20 protein-coding genes are annotated in these 15,757 nt (G+C 53.9%); 11 read left to right on the forward strand and 9 right to left on the reverse strand.

What is annotated here, in order from left to right:
• Nucleotides 1-39: 39 nt before the first annotated feature.
• Genes lptB through ACLJQD_RS00410 form a run of 6 tightly spaced genes read right to left on the reverse strand, consistent with a single transcriptional unit; the run spans nucleotide 40 to nucleotide 4,431 of the window.
• The gene (gene lptB / locus ACLJQD_RS00385) at nucleotides 40-765 is read right to left on the reverse strand and encodes an LPS export ABC transporter ATP-binding protein (protein ID WP_000224104.1); all 726 of its coding nucleotides are present in this window, start codon (nucleotides 763-765) and stop codon (nucleotides 40-42) included.
• Nucleotides 766-771: 6 nt separating this feature from the next.
• Nucleotides 772-1,326 carry a lipopolysaccharide ABC transporter substrate-binding protein LptA gene (gene lptA / locus ACLJQD_RS00390; protein WP_000669770.1) on the reverse strand — a complete coding sequence of 185 codons (555 nt, stop codon included), beginning with the start codon at nucleotides 1,324-1,326 and terminating at the stop codon, nucleotides 772-774.
• Nucleotides 1,295-1,870: an LPS export ABC transporter periplasmic protein LptC gene (gene lptC / locus ACLJQD_RS00395; protein WP_000047845.1), complete on the reverse strand. Its 576-nt coding sequence runs from the start codon at nucleotides 1,868-1,870 to the stop codon at nucleotides 1,295-1,297. Before lptC ends, lptA begins: the two co-directional genes overlap by 32 nt.
• Nucleotides 1,867-2,433, reverse strand: a complete 567-nt coding sequence (gene kdsC / locus ACLJQD_RS00400) for a 3-deoxy-manno-octulosonate-8-phosphatase KdsC (RefSeq protein ID WP_000030029.1) — start codon at nucleotides 2,431-2,433, stop codon at nucleotides 1,867-1,869. Before kdsC ends, lptC begins: the two co-directional genes overlap by 4 nt.
• A gap of 20 nt (nucleotides 2,434-2,453) precedes the next feature.
• Nucleotides 2,454-3,440, reverse strand: coding sequence for an arabinose-5-phosphate isomerase KdsD (kdsD, locus tag ACLJQD_RS00405; protein ID WP_000018617.1), 987 nt, complete (start codon nucleotides 3,438-3,440; stop codon nucleotides 2,454-2,456).
• Between the two features lie 13 nt (nucleotides 3,441-3,453).
• Nucleotides 3,454-4,431 (reverse strand): calcium/sodium antiporter, encoded by a 978-nt coding sequence (locus tag ACLJQD_RS00410; RefSeq protein ID WP_000922736.1) that lies wholly within the window; start codon nucleotides 4,429-4,431, stop codon nucleotides 3,454-3,456.
• Nucleotides 4,432-4,643: 212 nt separating this feature from the next.
• On the opposite strand from ACLJQD_RS00410, the gene mlaF reads away from it, so the two are divergent.
• The 7 genes from mlaF to murA all read left to right on the forward strand — a co-directional run bounded on the left by mlaF (nucleotide 4,644) and on the right by murA (nucleotide 9,507).
• Nucleotides 4,644-5,456 (forward strand): phospholipid ABC transporter ATP-binding protein MlaF, encoded by an 813-nt coding sequence (mlaF, locus tag ACLJQD_RS00415; protein WP_000531566.1) that lies wholly within the window; start codon nucleotides 4,644-4,646, stop codon nucleotides 5,454-5,456.
• A gap of 7 nt (nucleotides 5,457-5,463) precedes the next feature.
• Nucleotides 5,464-6,246, forward strand: coding sequence for a lipid asymmetry maintenance ABC transporter permease subunit MlaE (gene mlaE / locus ACLJQD_RS00420; RefSeq protein ID WP_000925786.1), 783 nt, complete (start codon nucleotides 5,464-5,466; stop codon nucleotides 6,244-6,246).
• A gap of 4 nt (nucleotides 6,247-6,250) precedes the next feature.
• Nucleotides 6,251-6,802: an outer membrane lipid asymmetry maintenance protein MlaD gene (mlaD, locus tag ACLJQD_RS00425; RefSeq protein WP_001193591.1), complete on the forward strand. Its 552-nt coding sequence runs from the start codon at nucleotides 6,251-6,253 to the stop codon at nucleotides 6,800-6,802.
• Between the two features lie 18 nt (nucleotides 6,803-6,820).
• On the forward strand, nucleotides 6,821-7,456 hold the full coding sequence (mlaC, locus tag ACLJQD_RS00430) for a phospholipid-binding protein MlaC (protein WP_000476475.1): 636 nt from the start codon (nucleotides 6,821-6,823) through the stop codon (nucleotides 7,454-7,456).
• A complete protein-coding gene (gene mlaB, locus ACLJQD_RS00435) occupies nucleotides 7,456-7,752 on the forward strand; it encodes a lipid asymmetry maintenance protein MlaB (protein WP_000188844.1) in 297 nt (98 codons plus the stop codon). Before mlaC ends, mlaB begins: the two co-directional genes overlap by 1 nt.
• A gap of 187 nt (nucleotides 7,753-7,939) precedes the next feature.
• Nucleotides 7,940-8,194 carry a BolA family iron metabolism protein IbaG gene (gene ibaG, locus ACLJQD_RS00440; RefSeq protein ID WP_001518349.1) on the forward strand — a complete coding sequence of 85 codons (255 nt, stop codon included), beginning with the start codon at nucleotides 7,940-7,942 and terminating at the stop codon, nucleotides 8,192-8,194.
• A 53-nt stretch (nucleotides 8,195-8,247) separates the two neighbouring features.
• A complete protein-coding gene (gene murA, locus ACLJQD_RS00445) occupies nucleotides 8,248-9,507 on the forward strand; it encodes a UDP-N-acetylglucosamine 1-carboxyvinyltransferase (protein ID WP_000357288.1) in 1,260 nt (419 codons plus the stop codon).
• 58 nt (nucleotides 9,508-9,565) lie between these two features.
• Here the strand turns inward: murA and sfsB are convergent, their stop codons facing one another.
• Entirely contained in the window at nucleotides 9,566-9,853 is a 288-nt protein-coding gene (gene sfsB / locus ACLJQD_RS00450) for a DNA-binding transcriptional regulator SfsB (protein ID WP_000444167.1), read from the reverse strand.
• Between the two features lie 232 nt (nucleotides 9,854-10,085).
• Nucleotides 10,086-11,057, reverse strand: a complete 972-nt coding sequence (gene ispB, locus ACLJQD_RS00455; RefSeq protein WP_001047354.1) for an octaprenyl diphosphate synthase — start codon at nucleotides 11,055-11,057, stop codon at nucleotides 10,086-10,088.
• 257 nt (nucleotides 11,058-11,314) lie between these two features.
• Between ispB and rplU the strand changes: the two genes are divergently transcribed.
• From rplU to cgtA, 4 genes are all read left to right on the forward strand, one after another.
• Nucleotides 11,315-11,626: a 50S ribosomal protein L21 gene (rplU, locus tag ACLJQD_RS00460; protein ID WP_000271396.1), complete on the forward strand. Its 312-nt coding sequence runs from the start codon at nucleotides 11,315-11,317 to the stop codon at nucleotides 11,624-11,626.
• Nucleotides 11,627-11,645: 19 nt separating this feature from the next.
• Complete coding sequence (rpmA, locus tag ACLJQD_RS00465) at nucleotides 11,646-11,903, forward strand: 50S ribosomal protein L27 (RefSeq protein ID WP_000940593.1); 258 nt, start codon at nucleotides 11,646-11,648, stop codon at nucleotides 11,901-11,903.
• Between the two features lie 129 nt (nucleotides 11,904-12,032).
• Nucleotides 12,033-12,998 (forward strand): DMT family transporter, encoded by a 966-nt coding sequence (locus ACLJQD_RS00470; protein ID WP_000813052.1) that lies wholly within the window; start codon nucleotides 12,033-12,035, stop codon nucleotides 12,996-12,998.
• Between the two features lie 15 nt (nucleotides 12,999-13,013).
• Nucleotides 13,014-14,186: an Obg family GTPase CgtA gene (cgtA, locus tag ACLJQD_RS00475; RefSeq protein ID WP_000673556.1), complete on the forward strand. Its 1,173-nt coding sequence runs from the start codon at nucleotides 13,014-13,016 to the stop codon at nucleotides 14,184-14,186.
• 130 nt (nucleotides 14,187-14,316) lie between these two features.
• On the opposite strand, the gene dacB is transcribed toward cgtA, so the two are convergent.
• Nucleotides 14,317-15,750 carry a serine-type D-Ala-D-Ala carboxypeptidase gene (dacB, locus tag ACLJQD_RS00480; RefSeq protein WP_017441472.1) on the reverse strand — a complete coding sequence of 478 codons (1,434 nt, stop codon included), beginning with the start codon at nucleotides 15,748-15,750 and terminating at the stop codon, nucleotides 14,317-14,319.
• Between the last annotated feature and the right edge of the window lie 7 nt (nucleotides 15,751-15,757).

The following is a 15,757-nucleotide window of genomic DNA, read 5'->3' on the forward strand; positions in this document are numbered from 1 at the left end:
TCGTTTTCTCCCGCTAGAGCAGCATAGCCCTCTACCCTATCAGAGTCTGAAGTCTTCCCCAAGATATACACGCTTAACGTGTTCGTCTTGCAGGATTTCTGTCGGCGTACCGTGGGCAATAAGGTGGCCCTGGCTCACGATATAGGCGCGTTCACAGACTGCCAGCGTCTCACGGACGTTATGGTCGGTGATCAGCACGCCGAGCCCGCTATCGCGCAGATGCTCGATAATGCGTTTGATGTCGATAACGGAAATCGGGTCAACGCCGGCAAAGGGTTCATCCAGCAGGATAAATTTGGGATTAGCGGCCAACGCGCGGGCTATTTCTACACGACGGCGTTCACCACCGGACAGCGCCTGTCCCATGCTGTCGCGCAGATGCTCGATATGAAACTCTTCCATCAGCTCGTTGGCGCGGTCTTCTCGCTGTTCTGCGGTCAAATCGTCACGAATTTGCAGTACCGCCATCAGGTTATCAAATACGCTGAGACGGCGGAAAATAGAGGCTTCCTGCGGCAAATAGCCGATACCGCGGCGCGCGCGCGCGTGCAGCGGCAGCAGACTGATATCTTCATCATCAATGATGATATTGCCCGCGTCACGCGGCACGATACCGACGACCATATAAAAGGTGGTGGTTTTACCCGCGCCGTTTGGACCGAGCAGCCCGACAATCTCCCCGGAGTTAACGGTCAGACTGACATCTTCCACTACGCGACGGCCTTTATATGCCTTCGCCAGATTCTTTGCAGTTAATGTTGCCATAACGAATTAGTTACTCTTCTTTTGCGCCGGAGTCTGGCCTTTGTTTTTGTCTTGCAACTGCGACGGCACCAGAACGGTGGTGACGCGTTTGCCTTTCTCGCTGAAGGCCTGCATTTTCTGCTCTTTCACCAGGTAGGTGATTTTGTCGCCGGTAATGTTGCTGTCAAGCTGCTCCAGATAAGCGTTGCCGGTCAGCACCACAAAATCTTTCGCCAGCTCGTAATGCATATGGGAAGCGTGGCCTTTCACCGGCTTACCGTTGTCCTGCATCTGGTAGAAGGTGGCCGGATTGCCGTAACCGTCGATCACCTCTTTCCCCTGTTCGCCGCCAGGGCGGGTAACCACGACTTTATCGGCGTTGATCTTAATCGTGCCCTGGGTCATCACCACGTTGCCCGTAAAGGTCACGACGTTGCCTTGCATATCCAGCGACTGTTGATCCGAGTCAATATGAATAGGCTGTTCGGTATCGCCCGTGACGGCGAAGGCCGGAATGCTGGCGGCCAGCAGCGAGCCGGCAAGCATAAGATTAAGGCTGAGTTTGTTTGTTTTGAATTTCATAAGAGGTTCTAACCTTTTCAATCAGCTCGGCGTTCTTGCTGCGTAAGTTACCGCGCATTTTCAGTCCGCTGGAGTTAAATGTTGTGCCGTATAACGTCACCAGATCGTTCGAGGTAACATCCTGCGTCACCAGATTAATCTGCGCGTTATCGGTGGTAATTCTGCGTAATTGAGCGTCAGGCACCAGGGCGTTGACTTCAACATGGCCATACAGATAGAGCATCCGATCGTTAGTCAATTTGGCTTTATCGGCCTTGATCGACCATGTCGGCACTTTATCCTTATCAAAGGTGGTTAATACCGGTTGCGTAAACCATGAGACCGCCTGATCGGAAAAATATTCAACGTGCTGCGCGATCAGACGATAGCTCAACGCGCCTTCCGGACTGTACACGACGGTATCCGTATGCTCGCTTTTATACGTGGGATCGTTGCTGTTGACCATCACGGCAGCAGGATCGTCTTTATCCGCCAGATTGATACCAATCAGTACCAGAATGGCCAGCGACAGTAGAATGATAACCCAACGTCTGGTTTTACTCATATCGATTGCCCTTTGGCCTCATCCAGCTTGCCCTGCGCCAGCAGCAGCAAATCGCACACCTCACGTACCGCGCCGCGCCCGCCGGCAATGTGCGTCACATAGTCAGCGCGGGGGATCAGCAGCGGATGCGCATCCGCAACGGCAACGCTTAACCCCACTTTTTCCATCACTGGCCAGTCAATCAGATCATCGCCGACATAGGCAACATTTTCCGGCGCAATGGCCAGTTTTTCCAGCAGATCGCTAAAGGCGATCAGCTTATTCGACTGTCCCTGATAAAGATGGACAATCCCCAGCGTGGCGCAGCGATCTTCTACAAGTTTAGCCTTTCGTCCGGTAATAATGGCAACCTCGATATTGGAGGTCAAAGCACAGCGAATGCCATAGCCGTCACGAACGTTGAAAGCCTTCAGCTCTTCGCCGTTATTGCCCATATAAATCAGGCCGTCAGACAATACGCCATCCACGTCCAGGATGAGCAGGCGGATATTCTCCGCTTTGGTCATGACATGGGTGCTGACGGGGCCATAACAGGTCGCAAGCGACGCACCTGCTTTACTCATCGTTAATTATCCTTGAGTTTCTACACGACGCCTGCACGCAGGAGATCATGCATATGTAACACACCGAGTAACTGGTCGCCATCAGCAACCAGTACGGAGGTGATATGGCGGGACTGCATTAAATTCAGCGCATCGACAGCGAGAATACCGGGACGCACGCGAATGCCCCCTGGCGTCATCACCTCGGCGATCCCCAACTGGCGCATATCGCCGCCCATATCGAACACGCGACGTAAATCGCCGTCGGTGAAGATACCGTCAATCTTCATGGATTCATCGCAAATGACGGTCATACCGAGATTTTTACGCGTAATTTCTAACAGCGCATCACGCAGGGTGGCATGTTTATTAACATGCGGGATCTCATCGCCAGTATGCATAATATCGCTTACGCGCAGCAGTAGCTTACGTCCCAGCGCGCCGCCAGGATGCGACAGAGCGAAATCCTCGGCGGTAAAGCCGCGCGCTTTTAACAATGCCACGGCGAGCGCGTCGCCCATCACCAGCGTTGCGGTGGTACTACTGGTAGGCGCCAGGCCTAACGGACACGCTTCTTTGGGCACTTTAACACACAGATGCACGTCTGCCGCACGCGCCATGCTGCTTTCCGGTCGCCCGGTAATGCAAATTAACGGTACGTGCAGCCGTTTAAGCACCGGTATTAGCGCCGCGATCTCGCTGGATTCGCCGGAGTTGGAGATAGCGATAACCACATCCTGCGGCGTAACCATCCCCAAATCGCCGTGCGCGGCTTCGCCCGGATGTACAAAAAAGGAAGAGGTGCCGGTACTGGCGAACGTGGCGGCCATTTTCCGTCCGATATGGCCGGATTTCCCCATCCCCATGACCACCACTTTTCCGGTGCAGTTGAACATTTTTTCACAGGCCAGCGTGAAATGCTGGTTGATATATTGATCAAGCTCCGCCAGGCCTTCACGTTCAATTTCCAGGACCTCTTTGCCTGCCTGCTGAAAGTCAAACCCCGGTTGCAACGCTAAATGCGACATAATCCGTTTCCAGTTATCCAACAAGAAGTGGCGATAGCCAATAGAGCATCGCCAGCCATACGATAAACCCGCCGGTCAGCAGTATACCTGCGCCCCGACCAATCTGACGCGGATGCCGCCAGCAAAGTAAAGCGAAAACCACGCTAACCAGCAACATCACGCTATAATCACGCCCAAATGCCAGCGGGTTGATCTCCCCCGGCGCGATCAGCGCAGGCAGTCCCAGCACGATGGCGAGATTAAAAATATTGGCGCCAATGAGATTACCAACGGCAATATCATTTTCGCCTTTTCGCACGCCGGCAATCGCCGTCGCCAGTTCTGGCAGACTGGTGCCGACGGCGATGACTGTCAGACCGAGCGTTAATTCACTCATGGCGAAATAGTTCGCCAGCACCGTAGCGTTATCGATTACCATGCGCGTCGCCATCGGCATGATGACCAGCGCAATGCCCAGCCATAAGAACGCGACGGGGAGCCCGCCTTCGCGCGGCAGCTCCGCCAGTTGTTCGCGGGTGAGGCTGTCATTCCCCTGGCGTTCGGCCAGACGCGCGATTTTAACAATGAATAACAGCCATAGCACAGCCAGAAGCAGGAGAAAGATACCATCACTGCGGCTTAACTGTCCGTCATGCAGTACGGAACCGGCTACCACGCTAACAAATAACATTAATGGCAATTCGCGACGTAAAACATCGGAATGCACGGTAAATGGACGAACCAGCGCCGCCAGCCCTAAGATCAGCAAAATATTGGTGATGTTAGAACCGAGCGCCGCGCCGACGGCCAAATCGAGCTGACCGTGTAGCGATGCGGCGGCCGACACAATAATTTCCGGCAGCGAGGTGCCGATACTCACGACCGTCATCCCGATGATCAGCGGGGGAATACCGAATGTACGGCATAAAATAGAGGCCGCAAACACCAGACGATCGGCGCCGTAGGCCACCAGAAGCAAACCAATTATGAGTAGCGCCATCGCTAAAAGCATCTAAAGTCCTTTCTTCAGGTATACTCGCCGGTCCCCTGGAAGGGATATCTGGAAGCCGTAACGAAGTCCTAATTTTGACTTTATGCGGCTAAAAAGTAAAACGAATGCCAGCTTTCGCTAACCCTGTCAGTTAATATTCTGTAATTATGTCGAACCCATGGTTAAATTCAGCGCCATGGTTACCTCAACAAGGCAATACGAAGGATGAATCAATGGGTCAGTCTGCGGCCAATTTAGTCGATATGCGCGACGTCAGCTTTTCCCGTGGCGAACGCTGCATTTTCGATAATATTTCCCTGACGGTGCCGCGCGGGAAGATCACGGCGATCATGGGGCCGTCGGGCATCGGTAAAACCACGCTGTTGCGCCTGATTGGCGGACAGATCCCGCCGGATAAGGGCGAGATCTTATTTGATGGCGAGAATGTGCCGGCCATGTCCCGTTCGCGGCTCTACACCGTCCGTAAACGTATGAGTATGCTGTTTCAGTCGGGAGCGCTGTTTACCGACATGAACGTGTTTGACAATGTGGCCTATCCGCTACGGGAGCACACCAATTTACCCGCGCCGCTGCTAAAAAGCGTCGTGATGATGAAACTGGAAGCTGTCGGGCTGCGCGGCGCGGCAAAACTGATGCCTTCCGAGCTCTCCGGTGGGATGGCGCGCCGCGCCGCGTTGGCGCGCGCCATCGCTCTGGAACCGGATCTCATCATGTTCGATGAGCCGTTTGTCGGCCAGGACCCGATTACCATGGGCGTTCTGGTGAAGCTGATTTCAGAATTGAACAGCGCGCTGGGCGTGACCTGCGTGGTGGTCTCGCATGATGTGCCAGAGGTGCTCAGTATTGCGGATCACGCCTGGATCATGGCGGACAAAAAAATCGTCGCTCACGGTAGCGCTCAGGCGTTGCAGGAGAATACGGACCCGCGCGTGCGTCAGTTCCTTGACGGTATTGCCGACGGGCCGGTTCCGTTCCGCTATCCGGCGGGCGACTATCACCTTGATTTACTCGAAACAGGGAGTTAAGCCACTCATGCTGTTAAATGCGCTGGCAGCACTCGGACACAGCGGGATCAAAACCGTCAGGACGTTCGGGCGCGCCGGGTTAATGTTATTCAATGCGATTATCGGTAAGCCGGAGTTTCGCAAACATGCGCCGCTGCTGGTGCGCCAGCTTTATAATGTGGGCGTCTTGTCGATGCTTATCATTATTGTCTCCGGCGTATTCATCGGTATGGTGCTGGGGCTGCAAGGCTATCTGGTTCTGACCACTTACAGCGCGGAGACCAGTCTTGGCATGTTAGTGGCGCTTTCGCTGCTGCGCGAGCTGGGGCCGGTGGTCGCGGCGTTGCTGTTTGCCGGGCGGGCTGGGTCGGCGTTGACGGCGGAAATCGGCCTGATGCGGGCGACGGAGCAGCTCTCCAGTATGGAGATGATGGCGGTCGATCCATTGCGCCGGGTGATTTCGCCGCGCTTTTGGGCGGGCGTGATTTCGTTGCCGCTACTGACCATTATCTTTGTGGCGGTCGGTATCTGGGGCGGCTCGCTGGTCGGCGTAAGCTGGAAAGGAATCGACGCCGGGTTCTTCTGGTCCGCGATGCAGAATGCCGTCGACTGGCGTATGGACCTGGTGAACTGTCTGATAAAGAGCGTGGTGTTCGCCATTACGGTAACATGGATTGCGTTATTCAACGGTTATGACGCAATACCAACTTCTGCCGGGATTAGCCGGGCAACGACGCGTACCGTGGTTCACGCATCGTTGGCCGTTCTGGGGCTGGATTTTGTGCTGACCGCACTGATGTTTGGGAATTGAGTTCATGCAAACGAAAAAAAATGAAATTTGGGTAGGCGTTTTTTTGCTGGTAGCGTTGCTGGCGGCGCTGTTTGTTTGCCTGAAGGCGGCAAATGTGACCTCTATGCGCACGGAGCCGACCTATAAGGTTTATGCGACCTTCGATAACATCGGCGGTCTGAAAGTGCGTTCCCCGGTACGCATCGGCGGGGTGGTTGTCGGGCGGGTTGAAGATATCTCGCTTGATCCGAAAACATACCTACCGCGCGTAACGCTCGACATCGAAGAGCGTTATAACCATATTCCCGATACCAGCTCGTTGAGTATTCGTACTTCCGGGCTGCTGGGGGAGCAATATCTGGCATTAAACGTCGGTTTTGAAGATCCTGAGCTGGGAACGTCTATCCTCAAAGATGGGAGTACGATTCAGGACACCAAGTCTGCAATGGTGCTGGAAGATATGATTGGCCAGTTCCTTTATAACAGCAAAGGCGACGACAATAAGAATTCTGGCGATGCGCCAGCCGCAACGGAAGGCCATACTGAAGCCACAACGCCCGCGGGCGAAACGAAATAATCTCAGGAGAATTGAGGCATGTTTAAACGACTGATGATGGTGGCCCTGCTGGTCATTGCGCCATTAAGCGCAGCAACGGCAGCGGATCAGAGCAATCCTTATAAACTGATGAACGAGGCGGCGCAGAAAACGTTTGATCGCCTGAAAAACGAACAGCCGAAAATTCGTGCCAATCCGGATTACCTGCGAGACGTTGTTGATCAGGAACTTCTGCCGTACGTGCAGGTAAAATATGCCGGCGCGCTGGTGTTGGGCCGCTACTACAAAGAGGCGACCCCGGCGCAGCGTGAAGCCTATTTTGCAGCGTTTCGCGAATACCTGAAACAGGCATACGGTCAGGCGCTGGCGATGTACCACGGCCAGACTTACCAGATAGCGCCTGAGCAACCGCTGGGCGATGCGACCATTGTGCCTATCCGTGTAACGATTATCGATCCCAACGGTCGTCCGCCGGTACGCCTGGATTTCCAGTGGCGCAAAAACACTCAGACCGGCAACTGGCAGGCGTATGACATGATTGCGGAAGGCGTCAGCATGATCACCACCAAGCAAAATGAGTGGAGCGATCTGCTGCGTACTAAAGGCATCGACGGCCTGACCGCACAACTGAAATCTATCTCTCAGCAGAAAATTACTTTGGACGAGAAACAGTAATGACGCCGCAACTCACCTGGACGCGTGAGGCGGACACTCTGGTGCTGGCGGGAGAGCTGGATCAGGACGTGTTGGCGCCGCTATGGGACGCGCGCGTAGAAGCGATGACTGGCGTTACCCGTATCGACCTGAGCCAGATCTCCAGGGTGGATACGGGGGGACTGGCGCTGCTGGCGCACCTTGTGAACCAGGCAAAAAAGCAGGGCAATGCCGTGTCGCTGTCTGGCGTTAACGACAAGGTTTACGCGCTGGCGCAATTATATAACTTGCCCGAAGACGTACTTCCCCGTATGTAATGAATGCCGGATGGTTTATCCGGCCTACACTTCGCATGATCCCCGTAGGCCGGATAAGTTGCGTTAGCAGCACCATCCGGCACTTTTACCGCGCTGATTTATCAGCGTAATCTTTTGCTTATTTAAGACGGCGCGACTTTGCTCTAAGATGTTGGGCTGTTTTCACTATTTGACGAATAAAGAACCCATGGAAAATCATGAAATTCAGAGTGTGCTGATGAATGCCCTCTCCCTCCAGGAAGTCCACGTCTCCGGCGATGGCAGTCACTTTCAGGTTATTGCCGTGGGCGAGATGTTTGACGGCATGAGCCGGGTCAAGAAACAGCAAACGGTCTATGGGCCGCTAATGGAGTACATTGCGGACAACCGTATCCATGCCGTATCGATCAAAGCATATACCCCGGCGGAATGGGCGCGCGATCGTAAACTTAACGGATTTTAAGCTACGGGTAACCTGCCGGTAGCGGAGATGAATGCTTAACTGAGAATACAATAATGGATAAATTTCGTGTACAGGGGCCAACGACGCTCCAGGGCGAAGTCACAATTTCCGGCGCCAAAAACGCCGCGCTGCCGATCCTGTTCGCCGCTCTGCTGGCAGAAGAACCGGTAGAGATCCAAAACGTTCCAAAACTGAAAGACGTGGATACGTCGATGAAGCTCCTGAGCCAATTAGGCGCGAAAGTGGAACGCAATGGATCGGTACACATTGACGCCAGCCAGGTGAACGTGTTCTGCGCGCCTTATGATCTGGTTAAGACCATGCGCGCCTCGATATGGGCGCTGGGGCCGCTGGTTGCCCGTTTTGGTCAGGGACAAGTCTCTCTGCCGGGGGGCTGTACTATCGGCGCGCGTCCGGTTGATCTGCATATTACCGGTCTGGAACAACTGGGTGCGACCATCAAGCTGGAAGAGGGCTACGTAAAGGCCTCCGTAGAAGGGCGTCTTAAAGGGGCGCATATCGTGATGGATAAGGTCAGCGTCGGCGCGACCGTCACCATTATGTGCGCCGCCACGCTGGCGGAAGGGACGACCATCATTGAAAACGCCGCGCGCGAGCCGGAAATTGTCGACACCGCTAACTTCCTGGTTACGCTGGGGGCGAAGATCGCCGGGCAGGGCACCGATCGTATTACGATCGAGGGCGTAGAGCGTCTGGGCGGCGGCGTTTATCGTGTGCTGCCGGATCGTATCGAAACAGGGACTTTCCTGGTGGCGGCAGCAATCTCTCGCGGCAAAATCCTCTGCCGTAACGCGCAACCGGACACTCTGGACGCGGTACTGGCGAAACTGCGCGATGCTGGCGCGGATATCGAAGTGGGCGAGGACTGGATTAGTCTGGACATGCACGGCAAACGACCGAAGGCGGTCAATGTCCGTACCGCGCCGCATCCGGCATTTCCGACCGATATGCAGGCGCAGTTCACGTTGCTGAACCTGGTGGCGGAAGGGACGGGCTTTATCACTGAAACCGTCTTTGAAAACCGTTTTATGCACGTGCCTGAACTCAGCCGCATGGGCGCGCGTGCGGAAATTGAAAGCAATACCGTCATATGCCATGGCGTAGAAACGCTCTCTGGCGCCCAGGTCATGGCGACAGATCTGCGAGCATCTGCGAGCCTGGTGCTGGCGGGCTGTATTGCGGAAGGCACGACGATTGTGGATCGTATTTATCACATCGATCGCGGTTATGAGCGCATCGAAGACAAACTGCGCGCGCTAGGCGCGAATATTGAACGCGTGAAAGGCGAATAATCTTCTGTACGCTGAATAACCCCCGCGAACGCGATTGCGGGGGTTATTTTACAGGCACTTACTCTACATTCTGTTTGTCTTTATTACGCGCTCTCATAAGCCGCGTTCTGTCGATAAACTCATGCGTGCGCGGATCGTGATAACGCGATGGCCAAATAACCCAGGGTTCCGTTCCCAATGCTTTCGCAATAATCAACTCTCCTTTCGGCCACGGGCGCGTTAATGCATTGGCCAGCGTGGATGAACTCAATCCATTCCGGCGTGACTCAGCGGCCATTGAAGTCCCTTTTTTACGTAGTCCGGCAATGATATCGGCCGGATGCCAGTCAATAAGCTTGCTTTCCATACATCCATCACTCCTTAGGTTAATCACTTACGGTTTTAACAACCCGACGACGTTCGATACTATAACGCTTCGTGAAGGAATGTTCTAAAAAGTTCATGTAAGTGGCGGTAATATTCAGAATATGCCAGGGAAAGTCCTGAATGAGTATGTGAAAAAACAGGCGATAGGGTATCTGGAGTTTATTAGAACTTAATGGGATATCCCGCGCAGTACGCGGGATAAGAGAACGGCATTAACGATCGCGCTGCACCGCGATGTGTGCGAGACCGATAAGCGCCTCACGCCATGGGGTATCCGGCAATATCTGCAACGCGGATATCGCTTTGTCGGCTTCTTCTTCCGCTCGCTGACGCGTCCATTCCAGCGAGCCGCAGGTGGTCATCGCTTCCAGAACCGGTTCCAGAAGATGACGGCCATTACCTTGTTCAATAGCGGTACGGATCATCGCTGACTGTTCTGGCGTACCGTGGCGCATGGCGTGAAGCAACGGTAAGGTGGGTTTGCCCTCATTGAGGTCATCACCCACATTTTTACCGAGATGCTCGCCGTCGGCGCTGTAATCCAGCAGATCGTCAATGAGCTGGAAAGCCGTACCAAGGTAGCGGCCATAGTCCTGCAACCCTTTCTCTTGCTCAGGCGTACAACCGGCGAGAATACCGGAGCACTGGGCGGCAGCTTCGAACAGACGGGCCGTTTTACTGTAAATCACCCGCATGTAATTTTCTTCGGTAATGTCCGGGTCATTCACGTTCATCAATTGCAGCACTTCGCCTTCTGCGATCACGTTGACCGCTTCCGACATCACTTCCAGCACTTTTAACGAGCCGAGGCTGGTCATCATCTGGAAGGCGCGGGTATAGATAAAGTCGCCGACCAGCACGCTGGCGGCATTACCGAAAGCGGCATTTGCCGTCGCTTTGCCGCGACGCATATCGGATTCATCCACCACATCATCATGTAGCAGCGTCGCCGTGTGGATAAACTCGATCAGAGCGGCGATAGTCACGTGCGCGTTACCCTGATAACCCACCGCGCGCGCGGCAAGAACGGCAATCATCGGACGAATGCGTTTTCCGCCGCCGCTAATAATGTAATATCCTAGCTGATTAATCAGTTGAACGTCGGAATTAAGCTGTTCAAGGATTGTCGCATTGACACCCGCCATATCTTGCGCGGTTAACTCGTTGATTTTTTCTAAATTCATCGCAAAAGCCGGGCTTATCGCCCCGATTATCCCATGTCTGAATGAGGTAACGTAGGGTTTATGGTTAGAAATATACCCTGATTGTACTGAAAAAACGCCGCAGATAAACGTTACCGTATGCGTTGTGTTTTTTTTCTTCATGTATTGATGGTAGCACTTGTCAAAGCCGTGCAATTTGCGTAATATTCGCGCCCTATTGTGAATATTTATAGCGCGCTCTGAATCATTGAAAGGTGTGCGCGGAAGCGGAGTTTTTTATGTACGCGGTTTTCCAAAGTGGTGGTAAACAACACCGAGTAAGCGAAGGTCAGACCGTTCGCCTGGAAAAGCTGGACATCGCAACTGGCGAAACTATCGAGTTCGCTGAAGTTCTGATGATCGCAAACGGTGAAGAAGTCAAAATCGGCGTTCCTTTCGTTGATGGCGGCGTAATCAAAGCTGAAGTTGTTGCCCACGGTCGTGGCGAGAAAGTTAAAATCGTTAAGTTTCGTCGCCGTAAACACTACCGTAAGCAGCAGGGCCATCGTCAGTGGTTCACTGATGTGAAAATTACCGGCATCAGCGCTTAAGATTAGGGGAGCAGATTAAATGGCACATAAAAAGGCTGGCGGCTCGACTCGTAACGGTCGCGATTCTGAAGCTAAACGTCTGGGCGTAAAACGCTTTGGCGGTGAAGCAGTTCTGGCAGGCAGCATCATCGTTCGTCAACGTGGTACTAAATTCCACGCTGGTACCAACGTTGGTTGCGGTCGTGACCACACTCTGTTTGCTAAAGCAGACGGTAAAGTGAAATTCGAAGTTAAAGGCCCGAAAAACCGTAAATACATCAGCATCGTTGCTGAGTAAGTTTTTTGTGGTCCGGTAACGGATGAAAGCCCCGCACCTGTTGCGGGGCTTTTTACATTCGATGGCCGACTAAAATATACCCGTGTGGCTGTGCGAATGCCGTTAACGGGTCTTTGCAGGGAACACGGCATGAAGCAGCAGGCAGGCATTGGCATTCTTTTAGCGCTCACTACCGCGATGTGCTGGGGAGCGTTGCCAATAGCAATGAAGCAAGTGCTGGAGGTGATGGAGCCTTCAACCATTGTCTTCTACCGCTTCTTAATGGCCAGTATTGGCCTCGGGGCGATACTGGCAGTAAAAAGAAAGCTGCCGCCGCTGCGTATTTTTCGTAAGCCGCGCTGGTTGGTGTTATTGGCGATAGCGACCTGCGGACTGTTCGGTAATTTCATTTTGTTCAGTTCTTCCCTGCAATATTTAAGCCCAACCGCGTCGCAGGTTATCGGCCAGCTCTCGCCGGTTGGCATGATGGTCGCCAGCGTCTTTATTCTGAAAGAAAAGATGCGCGGTACGCAGGTGATTGGCGCGCTGATGTTATTGAGCGGGCTGGTGATGTTTTTTAACACCAGTCTGATCGAGATTTTTACCCGACTGACCGACTACACCTGGGGCGTTATTTTTGGCGTAGGTGCGGCGATGGTGTGGGTGAGCTATGGCGTGGCGCAAAAAGTATTATTGCGACGTCTGGCCTCGCAGCAGATCCTGTTTTTACTGTACACTTTATGTACGATAGCGCTCTTGCCGCTGGCAAAACCGATGGTGATAGCGCAACTGAGCGACTGGCAGCTCGCCTGTTTGATTTTCTGCGGGCTAAATACGCTGGTAGGATATGGCGCCCTGGCGGAAGCGATGGCGCGTTGGCAGGCGGCGCAGGTGAGCGCGATAATCACGCTTACACCGCTATTTACCCTGCTGTTTTCAGATCTTTTATCTATGGCCTGGCCCGATTTCTTCGCCAGACCGATGTTAAACCTTTTAGGTTATCTCGGTGCGTTTGTCGTGGTTGCGGGCGCGATGTATTCCGCCATTGGTCATCGTATTTGGGGCGGTTTACGCAAGCATGAAACGGTGGTTTCGCAACCCCGCTCAGGCGAATGATTTACGGAGAATAAAATGAAGTTTGTTGATGAAGCATCGATTCTGGTCGTTGCAGGCGATGGCGGTAATGGCTGTGTGAGCTTCCGCCGCGAAAAATATATCCCGAAAGGCGGCCCGGACGGCGGTGATGGCGGCGACGGCGGCGACGTCTGGATGGAAGCCGATGAAAACCTGAATACGCTGATCGATTACCGCTTTGAAAAATCGTTCCGCGCTGAACGTGGTCAGAATGGCGCGAGCCGCGACTGTACCGGTAAACGCGGTAAAGACGTGACCATCAAAGTGCCGGTCGGTACGCGCGTTATCGACCAGGGAACCGGTGAAACGATGGGCGACATGACCAAACACGGTCAGCGTCTGTTGGTCGCGAAGGGCGGCTGGCATGGGTTAGGCAATACCCGTTTTAAATCCTCGGTTAACCGTACGCCGCGCCAGAAAACCAATGGTACGCCGGGCGATAAGCGCGACCTGCTGCTGGAACTGATGCTGCTGGCGGATGTCGGGATGCTGGGGATGCCAAACGCCGGTAAATCAACGTTCATTCGCGCGGTATCGGCAGCAAAACCGAAAGTCGCGGACTATCCGTTTACCACGCTGGTGCCGAGCCTGGGCGTGGTACGTATGGACAGCGAAAAGAGTTTTGTGGTGGCCGACATTCCGGGGTTGATCGAAGGCGCGGCGGAAGGCGCGGGCCTGGGGATTCGCTTCCTGAAGCACCTCGAACGTTGCCGCGTACTGCTGCACCTCATTGATATCGATCCGATCGACGGTTCCGATCCGGTGGAAAACGCCCGTATCATTATTGGCGAACTGGAAAAATACAGCCAGGATCTGGCGGCTAAACCGCGCTGGTTAGTGTTCAACAAGATCGATCTGATGGATAAAACCGAAGCGGAAGAGAAAGCGAAAGCGATCGCCGAAGCGTTGGGCTGGGAAGGGAAATACTATCTGATTTCCGCTGCCAGTCAGCTAGGGGTGAAAGATCTCTGCTGGGATGTGATGACCTTTATCATCGAGAATCCGATCGCGCAGGCTGAAGAAGCAAAACAGCCGGAAAAAGTCGAGTTCATGTGGGACGATTATCATCGCCAGCAGTTGGCTGAAGTGGAAGAAGACGCAGACGATGACTGGGATGACGACTGGGATGAAGACGACGAAGAAGGCGTCGAGTTCATCTACAAACGTTAATCTCGTAGCCGGATGGCGCTTACGCTTATCCGGCCTATAAAAGCCAACGGGCCGCATTTGCGGCCCGTTTTATTATGTTCGTTGTTGGCCGGATAAGACGCGTTAGCGCCGCCATCCGGCAATAATGCACTCAGTTATTCTGATAAATATCCTTATACAACCGACTCTCGAAGCGTACCAGCGGGATTCGGCGATTACGCTGATCGGCAGGTGGAACCGCGTAGCCGGACAAATACTGTACAAATGCCATCCGTTGCCCGCTTGCGGTGGTAATAAAGCCCGCCAGATTATACACGCCCTGCAGTGACCCGGTTTTCGCTGAAACCTTACCGTCTACGCCCGCCTGATGCAGCCCGGCGCGGTATTGTAATGAACCATCATAGCCCGCCAGCGGCAGCATAGAGATAAAGTTCAGCTCGTTATCGTGTTGGGCGATATATTGCAGCACCTGCATCATCGTGGCGGGAGCGATCAGATTATGGCGAGAAAGACCGGAACCGTCGGCAATAATGGTATTGCCGATATCAATTCCCGCCTGTTGGCGCAGGATCTGGCGAACGGCATCCGATCCCGCCCGCCAGGTGCCAGGCACGTTAAACCTGACATGACCAATCATCCGAAAAACAGTATCGGCGATCATGTTGTCTGACTTTTTCAGCATAATCTTAAGCAGATCGTGCAGTGGCGCCGACTGTTTACTGGCGACGATCGTTCCGGGCTCGTTAACCTGCGTCTGGCGCAGCAGCGTGCCGCGGTAAGTTATCCCGGCCTCTTTCAGTTCCTGCTTGAGGATCGCGCCCGCGTAGCTGGCGCCGTCCTGAATAGCAAAGGCCAGCGGCAGCGGGTCGGCGCGCTGTGGTAAACAGCCGGTAAGCGTATAACGGTTCAAATCGCCAGGCACAACATCCAGCTCGCAATACTGCGCGTCTGCCGAACCGCGCGGCAGAGTCCGTACCTGGCTGAACATCGTTACCGGATAATAAGAGGCCACGCGAATAAAGGCTAAATCGTTTGGTTTTTGCGCGCTATAAAGCGACACAGAAAAACAGTTGCGGTCAACAATGGCGGCGGCGGGAGGCGCGCTGAAACACTGCGTCATGTCGTTCCACGGCCAGCCTGGCGCTTTATCGTGGCTGGCGAAAATCGACGTGTCGATAAGCACATTACCGTCGATTTGCGTGACGCCTGACTTTTTCAGCGTCGCGACCATATTGCGAATATCCTGACGTCTTAGCGTTGGATCGCCACCGAAGCGCGCAATTACGTCACCTTTCAGGATGCCGTTATCGACGTTGCCTTTAGTCTCCAGCGTGGTCGTAAAACGGAAATCCGGGCCGAGTTGAATCAGCGCCGCCAGCGCGGTAATCACCTTTTGGGTACTGGCGGGAAGCGCCATCTGCTGACTATGATAATCAATAGCCGGCGCGGGCGCGCCAATCTTTTGCACCATCAGCGCGAGGTTGGCGCCGGCCGGAAGCTGTTTGATGTATTCGTCAATATTCGCGGCCTGAACGCTGAACGCTATACTGGTGGTCAATCCGATGATAAATCTGGAAAATCGCATAATCTCG

It is taken from the genome of Salmonella sp. SAL04214, from assembly GCF_046550615.1.
Lineage (GTDB): Bacteria > Pseudomonadota > Gammaproteobacteria > Enterobacterales > Enterobacteriaceae > Salmonella > Salmonella enterica.